This window comes from Yoonia sp. TsM2_T14_4 (assembly GCF_049602355.1).
In the GTDB taxonomy this organism is placed as follows: domain Bacteria; phylum Pseudomonadota; class Alphaproteobacteria; order Rhodobacterales; family Rhodobacteraceae; genus Yoonia; species Yoonia vestfoldensis_A.
The window spans coordinates 732,248-746,256 of sequence record NZ_CP187137.1 but is presented as its reverse complement, the minus strand read 5'-3'; the positions used below and the strand labels follow the sequence as shown (position 1 = coordinate 746,256).

The 14,009-nt window shown below is 62.6% G+C and carries 14 protein-coding genes; 6 read left to right on the top strand and 8 right to left on the bottom strand.

Features of this window, described 5'->3' with window-relative positions; all coding sequences use genetic code 11:
• Window positions 1-37: 37 nt before the first annotated feature.
• Complete coding sequence (locus ACPF9B_RS03540) at window positions 38-499, bottom strand: GatB/YqeY domain-containing protein (RefSeq protein WP_424179272.1); 462 nt, start codon at window positions 497-499, stop codon at window positions 38-40.
• A gap of 171 nt (window positions 500-670) precedes the next feature.
• On the opposite strand from ACPF9B_RS03540, the gene carA reads away from it, so the two are divergent.
• A complete protein-coding gene (gene carA / locus ACPF9B_RS03535; RefSeq protein ID WP_424179270.1) occupies window positions 671-1,819 on the top strand; it encodes a glutamine-hydrolyzing carbamoyl-phosphate synthase small subunit in 1,149 nt (382 codons plus the stop codon).
• A 65-nt stretch (window positions 1,820-1,884) separates the two neighbouring features.
• Window positions 1,885-3,786: a glycosyltransferase gene (locus tag ACPF9B_RS03530; protein WP_424179268.1), complete on the top strand. Its 1,902-nt coding sequence runs from the start codon at window positions 1,885-1,887 to the stop codon at window positions 3,784-3,786.
• Here the strand turns inward: ACPF9B_RS03530 and ACPF9B_RS03525 are convergent.
• Complete coding sequence (locus ACPF9B_RS03525) at window positions 3,740-4,393, bottom strand: GntR family transcriptional regulator (RefSeq protein WP_007205356.1); 654 nt, start codon at window positions 4,391-4,393, stop codon at window positions 3,740-3,742. The genes ACPF9B_RS03530 and ACPF9B_RS03525 overlap by 47 nt on opposite strands.
• Before the next feature lie 100 nt (window positions 4,394-4,493).
• Between ACPF9B_RS03525 and ACPF9B_RS03520 the strand changes: the two genes are divergently transcribed.
• Together ACPF9B_RS03520 and ACPF9B_RS03515 are read left to right on the top strand one after the other, a co-directional pair.
• Window positions 4,494-5,141, top strand: a complete 648-nt coding sequence (locus tag ACPF9B_RS03520; RefSeq protein ID WP_424180341.1) for a pyrimidine 5'-nucleotidase — start codon at window positions 4,494-4,496, stop codon at window positions 5,139-5,141.
• Between the two features lie 38 nt (window positions 5,142-5,179).
• The gene (locus ACPF9B_RS03515) at window positions 5,180-6,370 is read left to right on the top strand and encodes a UbiH/UbiF family hydroxylase (protein ID WP_424179267.1); all 1,191 of its coding nucleotides are present in this window, start codon (window positions 5,180-5,182) and stop codon (window positions 6,368-6,370) included.
• On the opposite strand, the gene ACPF9B_RS03510 is transcribed toward ACPF9B_RS03515, so the two are convergent.
• The 3 genes from ACPF9B_RS03510 to ACPF9B_RS03500 form a co-directional block, all read right to left on the bottom strand.
• Window positions 6,367-7,494 carry an aminotransferase class V-fold PLP-dependent enzyme gene (locus ACPF9B_RS03510; RefSeq protein ID WP_424179266.1) on the bottom strand — a complete coding sequence of 376 codons (1,128 nt, stop codon included), beginning with the start codon at window positions 7,492-7,494 and terminating at the stop codon, window positions 6,367-6,369. The two genes, ACPF9B_RS03515 and ACPF9B_RS03510, sit on opposite strands and share 4 nt — an antisense overlap.
• A gap of 120 nt (window positions 7,495-7,614) precedes the next feature.
• Window positions 7,615-8,067 carry an Lrp/AsnC family transcriptional regulator gene (locus ACPF9B_RS03505; RefSeq protein WP_007205360.1) on the bottom strand — a complete coding sequence of 151 codons (453 nt, stop codon included), beginning with the start codon at window positions 8,065-8,067 and terminating at the stop codon, window positions 7,615-7,617.
• The gene (locus tag ACPF9B_RS03500) at window positions 8,064-8,519 is read right to left on the bottom strand and encodes an Lrp/AsnC family transcriptional regulator (RefSeq protein ID WP_424179263.1); all 456 of its coding nucleotides are present in this window, start codon (window positions 8,517-8,519) and stop codon (window positions 8,064-8,066) included. Before ACPF9B_RS03500 ends, ACPF9B_RS03505 begins: the two co-directional genes overlap by 4 nt.
• A 128-nt stretch (window positions 8,520-8,647) precedes the next feature.
• Between ACPF9B_RS03500 and ilvC the strand changes: the two genes are divergently transcribed.
• The gene (ilvC, locus tag ACPF9B_RS03495) at window positions 8,648-9,670 is read left to right on the top strand and encodes a ketol-acid reductoisomerase (RefSeq protein ID WP_007205362.1); all 1,023 of its coding nucleotides are present in this window, start codon (window positions 8,648-8,650) and stop codon (window positions 9,668-9,670) included.
• A 90-nt stretch (window positions 9,671-9,760) separates the two neighbouring features.
• Window positions 9,761-10,684: a DMT family transporter gene (locus tag ACPF9B_RS03490; RefSeq protein ID WP_424179261.1), complete on the top strand. Its 924-nt coding sequence runs from the start codon at window positions 9,761-9,763 to the stop codon at window positions 10,682-10,684.
• 48 nt (window positions 10,685-10,732) lie between these two features.
• Here the strand turns inward: ACPF9B_RS03490 and glmM are convergent, their stop codons facing one another.
• The 3 genes from glmM to ACPF9B_RS03475 are packed head-to-tail and all read right to left on the bottom strand — an operon-like array spanning window position 10,733 to window position 13,997.
• On the bottom strand, window positions 10,733-12,076 hold the full coding sequence (gene glmM / locus ACPF9B_RS03485; protein ID WP_424179259.1) for a phosphoglucosamine mutase: 1,344 nt from the start codon (window positions 12,074-12,076) through the stop codon (window positions 10,733-10,735).
• Window positions 12,073-13,080 carry a dihydropteroate synthase gene (folP, locus tag ACPF9B_RS03480; RefSeq protein WP_424179257.1) on the bottom strand — a complete coding sequence of 336 codons (1,008 nt, stop codon included), beginning with the start codon at window positions 13,078-13,080 and terminating at the stop codon, window positions 12,073-12,075. Before folP ends, glmM begins: the two co-directional genes overlap by 4 nt.
• On the bottom strand, window positions 13,077-13,997 hold the full coding sequence (locus ACPF9B_RS03475) for a dihydroneopterin aldolase (RefSeq protein WP_007205366.1): 921 nt from the start codon (window positions 13,995-13,997) through the stop codon (window positions 13,077-13,079). Before ACPF9B_RS03475 ends, folP begins: the two co-directional genes overlap by 4 nt.
• Window positions 13,998-14,009 lie beyond the last annotated feature (12 nt).

Genomic DNA, 14,009 nt, shown 5'->3' with positions numbered 1-14,009 from the left:
GGCGGGGATATTTAGGCTCGGAAGATGATGAAAGACGCTATCCCAGCCGCGATTTGACCATCGGTCCGGCCTTGGCGAAATCCATCTGGCCGGTGTATTTGGTTTTCAGTTCCGCCATCACCTTGCCCATGTCGCGGATGCTGGTGGCCCCGACAGCGGCGATGGCCGCTTCCACGGCGGATTCGGCTTCGGACAAGGACAGCTGGCGGGGCAGGAATTCCTCGATCACCTTGATCTCGGCCAGTTCCTTTTCAGCAAGTTCCAATCGGCCGCCTTCTTCATAGGCGCGCGCGCTTTCCTGGCGTTGCTTGACCATCCGGCCCATGATCGCAAGGACATCAGCATCCGACAGGCCTGCGGCTTCGTCAGCGGTGCCGCGCATGGCGATGTCACGGTCCTTGATCGCTGCGTTGATCAGGCGCAATGTGGACAGCCTGTCGGCTTCTTTCGCTCTCATCGCATCGGTCAGTGCCGTCGTGATCCGGTCGCGCAGCTGCATGGAAAATCCTGTTCTTTTGCCGATAACGAAAGTGCATGCTACCCCTTTGCGCCAGCGGTGACAAGCAGACTGACGCCATGGTATCCCTTATTTGCAAGGCGGCACTCCGGCCTTGACCCTGTGGCTGTGCACCCGTAAACCCGCACCAATTTGACCAATGGAGATCCGCTCATGACGCAGAAACCGACGGCTTGCCTTGCACTGGCGGATGGGACGATCTTTTACGGCATGGGCTTTGGCGCTGTGGGGGAAACTGTCGCCGAGCTGTGTTTCAACACCGCGATGACGGGCTATCAGGAAATCATGACAGACCCGTCCTATGCCGGGCAGATCATCACCTTTACCTTTCCCCATATCGGCAACACTGGCGTCAATACCGACGATGATGAAACCGCTGATCCGGTCGCGGCGGGTATGGTTGTCAAATGGGACCCGACCGAGGCATCCAACTGGCGCGCCACAGGAGAGCTGAAAAGCTGGCTGGCCGCGCGCAACCGGATTGGCATGGGAGGCGTCGATACCCGCCGCCTGACCCGTGCGATCCGCCAGCAGGGTGCGCCGCATGTCGCCTTGGCCCATCATCCAGACGGCGTGTTCGATCTGGAAAAACTGGTGGCCAAGGCCCGCGCCTTTGCCGGTCTGGAAGGACTGGATCTGGCAAAGGATGTGACCTGCGCGCAATCTTATCACTGGAATGAAATGCGGTGGGCCTGGCCCGAAGGCCATCAGCCACAGACGCAAGCCCGCCACAAGGTTGTTGCGGTCGATTTCGGCGCCAAGCGCAATATCCTGCGCTGTCTGGCATCGGCTGGTTGCGATGTGACCGTCCTGCCCGCCAGCGCCAGCGCCGAGGATGTGCTGGCCCTGAACCCCGATGGCGTGTTCCTGTCCAACGGTCCGGGCGATCCTGCGGCCACCGGTGTTTATGCCGTGCCGATGATCCAGGGTGTGCTGGCAACCGATATTCCGGTCTTTGGCATCTGTCTGGGGCATCAGATGCTGGCGCTGGCCTTGGGCGCGCGCACAGTCAAGATGAACCACGGCCATCACGGGGCCAACCATCCGGTCAAAGATATGCAGACCGGCAAGGTAGAGATCACATCGATGAACCACGGCTTTACCGTAGACAGCCAGACCCTGCCTGCGGGTGTCATCGAAACCCATGTGTCGCTGTTTGACGGGTCCAATTGCGGTATCCGCCTTGATGGCCGCCCGGTGTTCAGCGTGCAATACCACCCAGAGGCCAGCCCCGGCCCGCAGGACAGCTATTACCTGTTCGAACGCTTTGCCGAGGCGATGGATACCCGCGCCGCGCGCTGAGGACGCATTAACCAGTCCTTAACCATGTGGCGCGATACCTGATCCGGTCACGGGACAGGTGCCATATGCTTGATTTCATCACCGATTCCGCTGTTGCCGCCCGCCTGACCGATACGGATGTGGCGCTGTTGCAATCCTTGTTGGCTACGCATCTGTTGGATCAGGGACAGGCCGACCGTGCCGCTGCTGCGGCGCTGCGTTTGGATGTGCCGCTGAGCGATATATTGCTGCGCGATTGCAACCTGCCATCGCGGACAATCGCCCGCTATCTGGCAAAAGCCCATGGCGCGCAGGTTGTTGATCCGACCCGCCGCCCAGCGGATGCAACGCTGATCGCCCGCTGGGGCGCACGGGATTGCCTGCGCCGCGGGGTGCTGCCATGGCGCGCTGCGCAGGGTACGGTCACGGTCCTGACCACCTGCCCCACCCGTTTCGCCGCAGCGCGCCCTGATCTGGAACAGGTCTTTGGCCGCATCCGCATGGCGATCACCACCGAGGCCAAGCTGACCGATGCCATCGCCACCCTGCATGGCCCCATCTTTGCGGCGGATGCGGAGACTTGCGTGCCTGCCACCGAAAGCTGCCGGACATGGGACGCGGCCCGCGCCGCGCGGCTGGCGCTGGCCATGGCGGTGGTCATCATGGCCTGTGCGGTCCTTGATCTGGGTGCGCTAATCATCGCAGTCACGCTTTGGGCGATGGTCGTGCTGATGGCCACGACGCTGCTGAAAGCGGCCGCCGTGATCATCGGGATGCGCGCGCGCGCCCACGACCCCCGCCCCGTGGCCGAGGCCGATCTGCCGGTGATCACGATGCTGATCCCGCTTTACCGCGAAACGGCGATTGCGTCGCATCTGCTGGTGCGGCTGGCGGCGCTGCGCTATCCGCGCGCCTTGCTTGATGTCTGTCTTGTGCTGGAACAGGATGACGCGACCACCCGCGCGACGCTGGCGCGCACCCAGCTACCGGGCTGGATCAGGGCCATCATCGTCCCGCCCGGTCAGGTCAAGACCAAGCCACGCGCGCTGAATTATGCGCTGCCCTTTGCGCGGGGCAGCATCATCGGCGTCTGGGATGCCGAAGACGCGCCCGCCCCCGACCAATTGCACGTCGTGGCCCGCCATTTCGCCGCCGCTGGGGCGCATGTCGCCTGCCTGCAAGGGGTGCTGGATTATTACAATGCCGGCACCAACTGGCTGACCCGCTGTTTCACCATCGAATATGCGGCATGGTTCCGTGTCGTCCTGCCGGGGCTGGCGCGGTTGGGACTGGTGGTGCCTTTGGGCGGCACGACGCTGTTTTTCCGGCGCAGCGTTCTGGAAACCTTGGGCGCATGGGACGCGCATAACGTGACCGAGGATGCCGATCTGGGCCTGCGTCTGGCGCGGCGCGGCTATGTGACCGCGCTGATCCCCACCCTGACGATGGAAGAGGCCAATGGCCGCGCCTGGCCTTGGGTCAAGCAACGCGCGCGCTGGCTGAAAGGTTACGCCATCACCTATGGCGTCCATATGCGCAGCCCCGTGCGCCTGTTGCGCGATCTGGGGCTGTGGCAATTCATCGGGGTGCAGGTGTTGTTTCTAGGCACGCTGAGCCTGTTTGCCCTGATGCCCTTGTTCTGGTCGCTCTGGCTGATCCCGCTGGGGGTGGCGCATCCGCTGCATGGCTGGCTGTCGGCAGGGGCGTTCTGGGCGATGACCTATGCGTTTATCGCGGCCGAGGCGCTGGCCTTGCTGGTCAATCTTGTGGGGCTACACAAGGCGGGCCGTCTGCGGCTGTGGGGCTGGGCGCTGACGCTGCCGGTTTATTTCCCACTGGGCACGCTGGCGGCCTATCGCGGGCTGGCCGAACTGGCCACAAGGCCGTTCTATTGGGACAAGACCGCGCATGGTGTGGTGCTGACGGGGCTGAAACCGCCCGCTAATCTGCCGCCTCGACCTTTGCCGCATCCAGTTTCAGCCGCGTAACAAACGCAGCAGAGATGTGATCGCGCAGCGCCTTATAAGCAGCGTCACCATCACCCGCCGCGATCGCTGCGACAATGGCGGCATGTTCCTCCAAGGTCTGCGCGCCGCGCCCTTCGGCGGCCAGCGACGTTGTGGCCAGCAAGGCCATCGACCGATGCACAAGGTCCAGCTGCTGCACCAGATAGCGGTTATGTGACGCGAGATGGATCTGCTTGTGAAACCGCCGGTTCGCGCGGCTCAGCGCGGATGGATCATTGATCAGCCTTTTGTCGGCCTCCAGCATGTCCTGCAAAACCCGCACCTCTTCGGGGGCGGCGTGGCGCGCGGCCAGACGGGCGGCCAGCCCTTCCAACTCGCCGCGCACGACGTAAAGTTCCGACAATTGCGAATGATCCAGCGACGCCACGATCAGCGACCGCCCGTCGCGGGTCAGCAAGGATTGCGTTTCCAGCCGCTGCAACGCCTCACGAATCGGGGTGCGCGACACGCCGAACCGTTCTGCCAATTCGCTTTCGACCAACCTGTCACCCGGTTTATAAAGGTGGCTGTCGATCGCCTCCAGTATCAGGGCATAGGCGTCTTTCTGGGCATGTCGCGGGTCTTGCATAAGTGAACCTGTCGTTGTTCCCAAAACATTACGCCGCATGCGCCGCCGCAGGCAAGCCCAAGCGGTTGCACCCCGACAAGGGGCAGATTACCAAAGCCGCATGGTTGCGCAGCATTTTGCACATGTCGATACGTGGGTCTTTGACCTCGACAACACGCTTTATCACCCGTCGGCGGGGCTGTTCGCGCAGATGGATGTGCGTTTTGCGGCCTATGTGATGCGGATCACAGGGCTGGATCAGGCGCGCGCGCTGCGGTTGGCGCATGACTATTGGATCAGCCACGGGTCTACCCTCGCGGGGCTGATGGCCGAACATCACATCGACCCCGATGATTTTCTGGCCGATGTGCATAACATCGACATCACGCATCTGGCGCCTGATCCGCTGCTGGGGGCGGCCATCGCGGGGCTGCAGGGGCGCAAGGTCGTCTATACCAACGGGTCGGAAAACCATGCCAAACGCGTGCTGGCCGCGCGCGGCCTGACCCGGCATTTCGATGCGGTTTACGGCGTTGAACACGCCAATTACCGCCCCAAACCCACAGCCGAGGCTTTTGCGGCGATCTTTACCCGTGACGGGATCACCCCCACCAAAGCCGCGATGTTCGAGGATGAAGCCCGCAATCTGGCTGTGCCGCATGACGTCGGCATGCGGACGGTACATGTGCATGAAACCCCCGAAAGCGCGCTGCATATCCACCATGGTGCGCCGGACCTTGCGGCTTTCTTGTCGCAGCTTGCGCGCTGATCCTTCTCAAGCCCGCATCGGCGGACTATGTCCGTGTCATGGAACGCAAAGAAACTGATATTCTGATCGCCGGTGGCGGTGTCGCGGGGCTGGTGGCGGCTGCCGCCTTTGGCACGGCCGGTTTTTCGGTGGTGATCGTCGATCCCACACCGCCCGTGACCGATGCCGACAGCGACGGGGCCGATCTGCGCACCACGGCGTTCCTGCAACCGGCACAGGCGTTTCTGGAGACAGCGGGCATCTGGCCACACCTTGCGGATTACGCGACCCCCTTGCAGATCATGCGCATCGTCGATGCCGCAGCCAGCCCCCATGTTATGCGCGATTTCGACGCCAGCGATATTTCCGACCAGCCCTTCGGCTGGAACCTGCCCAATTGGCTGCTCCGGCGCGAAATCGTCGCGCGCCTGCAAGACCTGCCAAACGTTGATTTCCGCCCCGGCATCGGTTTTGGCAACATGGTGCCGCGCCTGAACGCGGCCTTGGTCAATCTGACCGACGGCACACAGGTCGCAGCCTCGCTGGTTATCGGGGCCGACGGGCGCAATTCCGCCGTGCGCCGCGCCTTGGGGATCAGCGCGACAACCACGCGTTACGGCCAAAAGGCCATCACCTTTGCTGTCACGCATGACGCACCGCATGACAATATCTCGACCGAGATTCATCGCGCAGGCGGGCCTTTCACGCTTGTCCCGCTGCCCGATCATGCGGGCCTGCCCTGCTCTGCCGTGGTCTGGATGGATCATGGCGCGCAAACCCTGCGCCGCGCGGCGCTGGATGCTACCGATTTCGAGGCCGAGGCGAATGACCGGTCAGCATGGCATTACGGCCCGCTCAAGCTCGCCTCCAAACGCATGGTCTGGCCGATCATCAGCCAGATAGCCGACCAGATCACCGGCCCGCGCACAGCACTGGTGGCCGAGGCCGCGCATGTCATGCCGCCTATCGGCGCGCAGGGGCTGAACATGTCGCTGCGCGATCTGGCATGCTTGCTGGATCTTGCCACAGCCGATCCTGCCAGCCTTGGCAGCCCCGCGATGCTGGACAGCTACGCCCGCCAGCGGCACCCCGATATCAAGCTGCGGGTCGCGGGTATCGACGCGCTGAACAAGGCGTCGATGCTGGGCAATAGCGTGGCGCAGGATTTGCGCGCGCGCGGGATCGCGGCACTTTACGGGATCACGCCGGTCCGGCGCACGCTGATGCAACTGGGTCTGGGCGCGCGTTAGAGGACGCGATCCAGCACCGGTATCAGTCGCGCGAGCGTGCCTTGCACATCATAAAGCTTGTCCAACCCGAACAGCCCCAGCCGGAAGGTGCGGAAATCTGCAGGCTCGTCGCATTGCAGCGGCACGCCCGCAGCGATCTGCATGCCTTCGGCCATGAATTTGGACCCGTTCTGGATAGCCGGATCATCGGTATAGCTGACAACAACACCGGGCGCGGCAAAGCCATCCGCCGCGACAGAACGCAGCCCCTTGTCCGCTAGCACGCGGCGCACGGCATTGCCGAGCTCCCATTGCGCGGCCTTCAACTTGTCAAAGCCATACTGCCTGGTTTCCAGCATCGTGTCGCGGAACGCGCGCAGCCCGTCGGTGGGCATGGTCGCATGATAGGCATGACCACCATTTTCATAGGCCTGCATGATCGCATGCCATTTCTTCAGATCAACGGCAAAGGAATTGGACGTCGTCGCTGCCAGCCGGTCCGCCGCGCGCTGGGACAACATCACAAGGCCCGCTGACGGGGTGGACGACCAGCCCTTTTGCGGCGCGGAAATCAGCACATCAACACCGGTCGCCTTCATATCGACCCAGACACAGCCCGAGGCGATACAATCCAGCACCATGATCGCGCCCACCTCATGCGCCACATCAGCAAGGGCCGTCAGGTAATCGTCAGGCAGGATGATGCCTGCTGATGTTTCCACATGCGGGGCAAAGACGACATCGGGGCGCGCGTCGCGGATCGCGGCGACCACGTCAGCGATGGGTGCAGGCGCAAAAGGTGCGCGGCTGTCGTTCCCTGCCTGCCGGGCCTTCATCACCGTGGTCTGGGCGGTAAACTGGCCCGCATCGAAAATCTGGGACCAGCGATAGGAAAACCAGCCGTTGCGCAGAACAAAGGCATGGGCACCGCTGCCGAACTGGCGCGCCACGGCCTCCATGCCATAGGTGCCGCCACCCGGTACGATGGCTACGTGGTCGGCAGCATAGACCTCTTTCAGCATGGCCGAAATATCGGTCATCACGCCCTGAAATGTCTTGGACATATGGTTCAGCGACCGGTCGGTGAAAACGACCGAAAACTCCATCAACCCGTCCGGGTCCACTCCACGCGCTGCACCGTCCATCGCCATTCTCCTCGATTGTTGCCCCACAGCTAAGGCGCAGGCGACCCGAAATCAAAGCCTATCTGGGCATACCAAGGGCATTGTCGCAATTCTGCGTTTCCGATCGGCGTCAAAGCGACCTCACAATGGCCCGGGACGGCGCTCTTCGGACAAAAGCACATTGGCCTCGACATTGCCGACACCGGGCAGGGTCATCAGCCGGCGGCGCAGCACGCGCTCGAAATCCGCCAGATCGCGCGCCACCACGCGCAGGCGGTAGTCATACAGCCCCAGCACATGATCAACCGTCTGCACCTCGGGGACCGCCCCCACCGCACGTTCGAAATCCTCCAGGCTGACGCGGCCCTTGGTGGCCAGCTTCACCCCCAAAAACACTGTCACCCCGAACCCGGCCTTGGCAGCATCCAGCTGCAACCGGCGCCCCGCGATCACGCCAGCCTCCTGCAACCGCTTGATCCGGCGCCAGGTGGCAGGCTGGCTCAGCCCCAGCTTGGTGGCCAGCTGCGTGGTAGATTGATCGGCATTCACGCTCAGCGCGCGCAGGATCATGCGGTCAAGGTCATCCAATGTCATAGCGGAAGGCTTTCGTCGCCCTTGACAGTGGCGACGGTCATCAGCGCCTCGATATCCGCGATATGCGGCAATTCGAGAACCTGTTCACGGTAAATGCGCTGGTAATCTGCCAGATCGCGCGCGATCAGCGACAAGCGCACATCCACGCGCCCCAGAAAGGTCTGGATCTCGATCACCTCCGGCACCTGCCGTGCTGCCGCCAGAAAATCGTCAAAGGCGCGCGATTGCGTCTTGTCGAGCGTGATGCGCAGACTGACAGCCACCGCATAGCCCAGCGCACGCCAGTCAATCACGATCCGGCTGCCCAGCAAAACGCCCGCCGCGCGCAGCTGGTCCAGCCTGCGGGTCACCCGCGCCGGCGTGCTGCTCACAGCCTCCGCCAGATCCGGCACACCGCCGCTAGGGTCAGCCTGCAACAGGCGCAACAAACGGCGATCAAGCTCATCTAACATGAAATCCGCTATATTCGACAAAATTACGCATAACAATCTTCTTATTTCCAAAAATGCTCAAAGAACTGCGCTCACAAAACGGCGGGACGACGCTATAAGCGTTGCAGATTCAACAAAGGAATACGAAAATGCGCGTTTATTACGACCGTGACTGCGATGTGAACCTGATCAAGGACAAGAAAGTCGCCATTCTGGGCTACGGCTCCCAAGGCCATGCGCATGCGCTGAACCTGCGCGACTCTGGCGCCAAAAACCTCGTCGTCGCCCTGCGCGAAGGCTCGCCATCCGCGAAAAAAGCCGAAGGTGAAGGCCTCAAAGTCATGGGCATCGCCGAAGCCGCCGCTTGGTGCGACGTCATCATGTTCACCATGCCCGACGAATTGCAGGCCGAGACCTACAAAAAATACGTCCATGACAACCTCAAAGAAGGTTCCGCCATCGCTTTCGCCCATGGCCTGAACGTGCATTTCGGCCTGATCGAACCCAAAGCCGGCGTTGACGTGATCATGATGGCCCCCAAAGGCCCCGGCCATACCGTGCGCGGCGAATATACCAAAGGCGGCGGCGTGCCTTGCCTTGTGGCTGTCCACCAAGACGCAACCGGCAAAGCCATGGAAATCGGCTTGTCCTATTGCTCGGCCATCGGTGGCGGGCGTTCGGGGATTATTGAGACCAACTTCCGCCAGGAATGTGAAACCGATCTGTTCGGCGAACAGGCCGTGCTGTGTGGCGGTCTGGTCGAATTGATCCGTATGGGCTTTGAAACACTGGTCGAGGCCGGATACGAGCCTGAAATGGCCTATTTCGAATGTCTGCACGAGGTCAAACTGATCGTCGATCTGATCTACGAAGGCGGTATCGCCAACATGAACTATTCGATCTCGAACACCGCCGAATATGGCGAATATGTCTCTGGTCCGCGCATCCTGCCTTACGAGGAAACCAAAAAGCGGATGAAAGAGGTGCTGACCGACATCCAGACCGGCAAATTCGTGCGTGATTTCATGCAGGAAAATTCCGTGGGCCAGCCTTATTTCAAGGCAACCCGCCGGATCAACGACGAGCACCAGATCGAAAAGGTCGGCGAAAAACTGCGCGCGATGATGCCGTGGATTTCCGCAGGCCGCATGGTGGACAAAGACAAGAACTAAACACTTTCGGCGTAAGGTGGGTCAAGACCTACCCTACCCCTGCAAGGCCCGGACACGCTCCGGGCCTTTTTGCCCTTTGGACAGCACCCCATGCCACAGCAGCCCACGCCATTGAACTGGATCTCGATCGCCCTTCTCGGGCTGATCTGGGGGGCGACCTTCATGGTCGTGGCCACCGCCCTCGAAGGCTATGGCCCGCTGACCGTCGCCTGCGCACGCACCACGCTGGGGGCAGGCGCGATGCTGGCGCTGATGGTGGTCCTGCGCCGCCCCTTGCCTGATTTCACGCCGCAGATGCGGGCCTATCTGCTGGCCATCGGCATTTTCAACACCGCGGTACCTTTTGCCTTGCTCAGCTGGGGGCAACAATATGTGCCATCTGCCTTTGCGGGGATTTCCATGGCGGCGCTGCCTTTGTTCGTGCTGCCGCTGGCGCATCTGTTTTCGGATGAAAAGCTGCGCCTGCGCAGCGCGCTGGGGGTCGTGATCGGCTTTTGCGGCGCCGTCGTCCTGATCGGCCCGGGTGTGTTGCGGATCGGGACGGGGTGGGAGCCGTTGGGCCAGTTGGCCTGCCTTGCCGCCGCCATGTCCTATGCGGTGTCCAGCGTCATGACGCGGCGTTGCCCGCCCATCGACCCGATCACGATGACAGCCCTGCTTCTGAGCGTTGGTGCTGCCGCGCTGATCCCCGCGATGCTGATCGTCGAAGGCATCCCCGGCGCGGCCGCCCCCCGCCCGATGCTTGCGATTGTCTTTCTGGGCGTGATACCCACGGCGCTTGCCGCGGTTTTGCGCGTGGCGACGATCCGCAGCGCGGGGGCGGTCTTCATGACCTTGGTGAATTATCAGGTACCAGTCTGGTCGATGCTGTTCGGCGTGCTGGTTCTGAACGAGGTCCTGCCATTGCGGTTCTTTGCCGCCCTTGCCCTGATCCTGCTGGGCCTGGCGATCAGCCAATGGGCGGGGCTGAAGCGGCTGTTCGCCGCTGCAAGAGCCTCCAGCGGGGATACTTAGGTCAAATCGCGCTTCGCACGAATTGACCGGAGCGGAAGATGGGCAGGATCAGGACGCTGCCGCAACCTCGGCTATGATCTGGTCCACGACCTGTGCAAGAAGCGTGTCATCCTCGCATTCAGCCATCACGCGGATCAGCGGTTCGGTGCCGGATTTGCGGATCAGCAGCCGGCCTTTGCCGTTCAGCTTGATTTCGGCATCCGCAATCGAGGCCGCGACACGCTTGGTCGCCAGAGGATCGGTGCCAGCGGTGAAGCGTACGTTTTTCAGCATCTGCGGCACGGTGTCGAAATTGCGCGCAAGCACGCTCGCCTTATGCCCCGTGTCGATCATCGCGGCCAGAAATTGCAAACCGGCCAGCAAACCGTCGCCGGTGGTCGCGTAATCGGTCATCACGATATGGCCCGATTGTTCGCCGCCAAGGTTGAACCCGCCTGCGCGCATCGCCTCGACCACATAGCGGTCACCTACGGCGGTGCGTTTGAGATGCAACCCCTTGGCCCCAAGGAACCGTTCCAACCCCAGATTGGACATGACCGTCGCGACCAGAGTGTCACCCTGTAACCGCCCCACTGCGGCCCAGCGCGCAGCCATCAGCGCCATGATCTGGTCACCATCGGCCACGGCACCAGTTTCATCAAGGATCATCACACGGTCGGCGTCGCCATCCAGACAGATGCCCACATCGGCGCCTGTGTCGCGGATCACCTGTGCGGCGCGTTCGGGATGGGTCGAACCGCAACCGTCGTTGATGTTGAACCCGTCAGGGTCCACGCCGACCTTGATGACGGTGGCGCCCAGTTCCCACAACACCTCGGGGGCGACCTTGTAGGCCGCACCATTGGCGCAATCCACCACGACTTTCAGACCGTCGAGCCGCATACCTGCGGGAAAGGTCGCTTTCAGCCGTTCGGCATAGCGGAACCGCCCGTCGTCGATCCGCTTGGCCCGCCCGATATTGGCGGCCTTCGCAGGCTCCACGTCTGACGCGATCAGCGCCTCGATCTGTTCCTCGGCGGCATCGGACAGTTTGAAGCCGTCAGGGCCAAAAAACTTGATCCCGTTGTCGTGATGCGGATTGTGGCTGGCGGAAATCATGATGCCGACATCGGCACGCATCGAGGTGGTCAGCAACCCCACCGCCGGCGTCGGAACCGGCCCCAAAAGCAGCACATTCATGCCGGTGCTGGTCAGCCCCGCCGTCAGCGCGTTTTCGAACATATAGCCTGACAGCCGCGTATCCTTGCCGATCACCACACGGTGGCCGTTCGATCCGTCATTGCGAAAATACCGCCCTGCCGCCGCCCCGATCCGCAGCGCCATATCGGCGGTCATCGGATATATATTCGCCGTGCCGCGCACCCCGTCGGTGCCAAAGAACTTGCGTGTCATCTGCTGTCTGTCCCGTTGATCGCCGACCAGAGTGCCAGCGCCTGTTTTGTAGCAAAGGTATCATGCACCCGCAGGATCTGCACCCCCTGCGATAGGCCATGCAGCGCCACTGCGACAGAACCCGCCATGCGGTCCTTGGCATCCTGTCCGCCGCCGATAGTGCCGATGAACCGCTTGCGCGAGGCCCCCAGCAGGATCGGGCAGCCAAGAGCATGGAACAGCGACACATTCCGCAGCAGGGTCAGGTTGTGATCCTGCGTTTTGCCAAAACCGATGCCAGGGTCAATGATGATCGCGCTGCGCGCGATGCCCGCCGCCTCGGCCTGCGCGATACGGGCGGCCAGAAAATCATAGACGTCCAGCAGGACATCGTCATAGCGCGGGTCGTTTTGCATTGTGGCGGGATCGCCCTGCGCATGCATCAGGCAGACAGGCAGACCCGCATCCGCCGTGACCTGCGCCAAGGCGGGATCATGGCTGAAGGCGGCGACATCGTTGACCAGACTGGCGCCCGCCGCGATGGCGGCTTTTGCCACATCAGCCTTGCGCGTGTCGATCGAGATGGCGATTGCGGATTGCGCCCTGATCGCGGCGATGACCGGGACGGTGCGGCTGATTTCGGCGGCATTGGCGACGGTCACGGCACCGGGCCGCGTGCTTTCGCCGCCGATGTCGATGATCTCGGCCCCCTCTGCCTGCATCGCCAAGGCGCGGGCCGTGGCGCTGACCAGATCAGCGTGATCGCCGCCATCAGAAAAACTGTCCGGCGTCACGTTCAGGATGCCCATGATGCGCGGCCGGTCCATCGCCAGCCCCGCAACAGGCGCGCGCGGCGCGGTCAGATGGGCAAGAATTGTTGCGGGGACATCGCGCGCGGGAATGACGTGCGATGGCTGGCCCCGTTCCAAAACTGCGACATCGCGAAACAGGCAAGCACCCCCCGCCAGTGGCAGCGTGTCACTGGCAGGTTCCGCCACCACAAGGGGCCGGTAATAAAGCGTCATGCCAAGACCGCCTGATCGACCGGCAGTACACGCAGGGCAATATCGGTGACAGGGGCGGCATGACCGACAAACACCAGTTCTGCCGCCTGCATCTGGCCTGCGAACCACGCGATCAGCGCCGCTGCATCCGCAGGGCTGGCAGACGGGCCATCCACCGCATCCAGCACGATCTTGGACGGCGCCCAGACGCTGACCTGTCCGTTCTTCATCGCCCAGTCGAGCTCGGTGCGGGTCTGCACCACAACGCAGCGCGCATCGCGCACGGCCAGCCGCCACGCATTTTGTTCGATGGCCAACAGGTCGATCCGGCGCTGTGCCAGCCGGTTGGGGACTTGTGGCGCACTTGTCTCGCCCGCACCGACGCAGATGATCACGGGGGCCGGCATCGCGGCAAGCTGATCAATCCACCCCCCCAACAGCGGCGAGGCGATGGCCGCGTTCGACAGGAACACGACGCGCGGATGCGGCACGGGGATATGGGCCTGCCCGCCGGGGGTCTGGCCATCGCGGGCGCGCACGATCTCGACACCCAAGGCAAAGGGGCCGCGATCCAGCTTTTCGATGCGCACGAAGACCCGATGCGCCTGCGGTTCCAGCAGAATCCTATCCGCGACACGCGCGGCAAGGGTTTCCAACAGGTTCAGGCGTTCGGCGTGCAGTTCGATCCCGATCGCTTCGGTCACGCGGTCATAAGACAAGATGCGGTCAACGTCATCGTCTATCGGGCCGGACAGGCGCGGCACCTCGACCACCACGTTAAAGCGTACGCGCTGCAATGTGCCGCGTTCCTGCTGGAACGCCCCGATTTCCACGCTGACAATATAGTCGCGCAAGGAAATCCGGTCGCAGGGGGTGGTCGTACTCGCCTCGGCCCGTTCGCTGGGATGGGCAAAGGCAAGGCGGATGTCATCTGTCATCAGGTCGTCCAG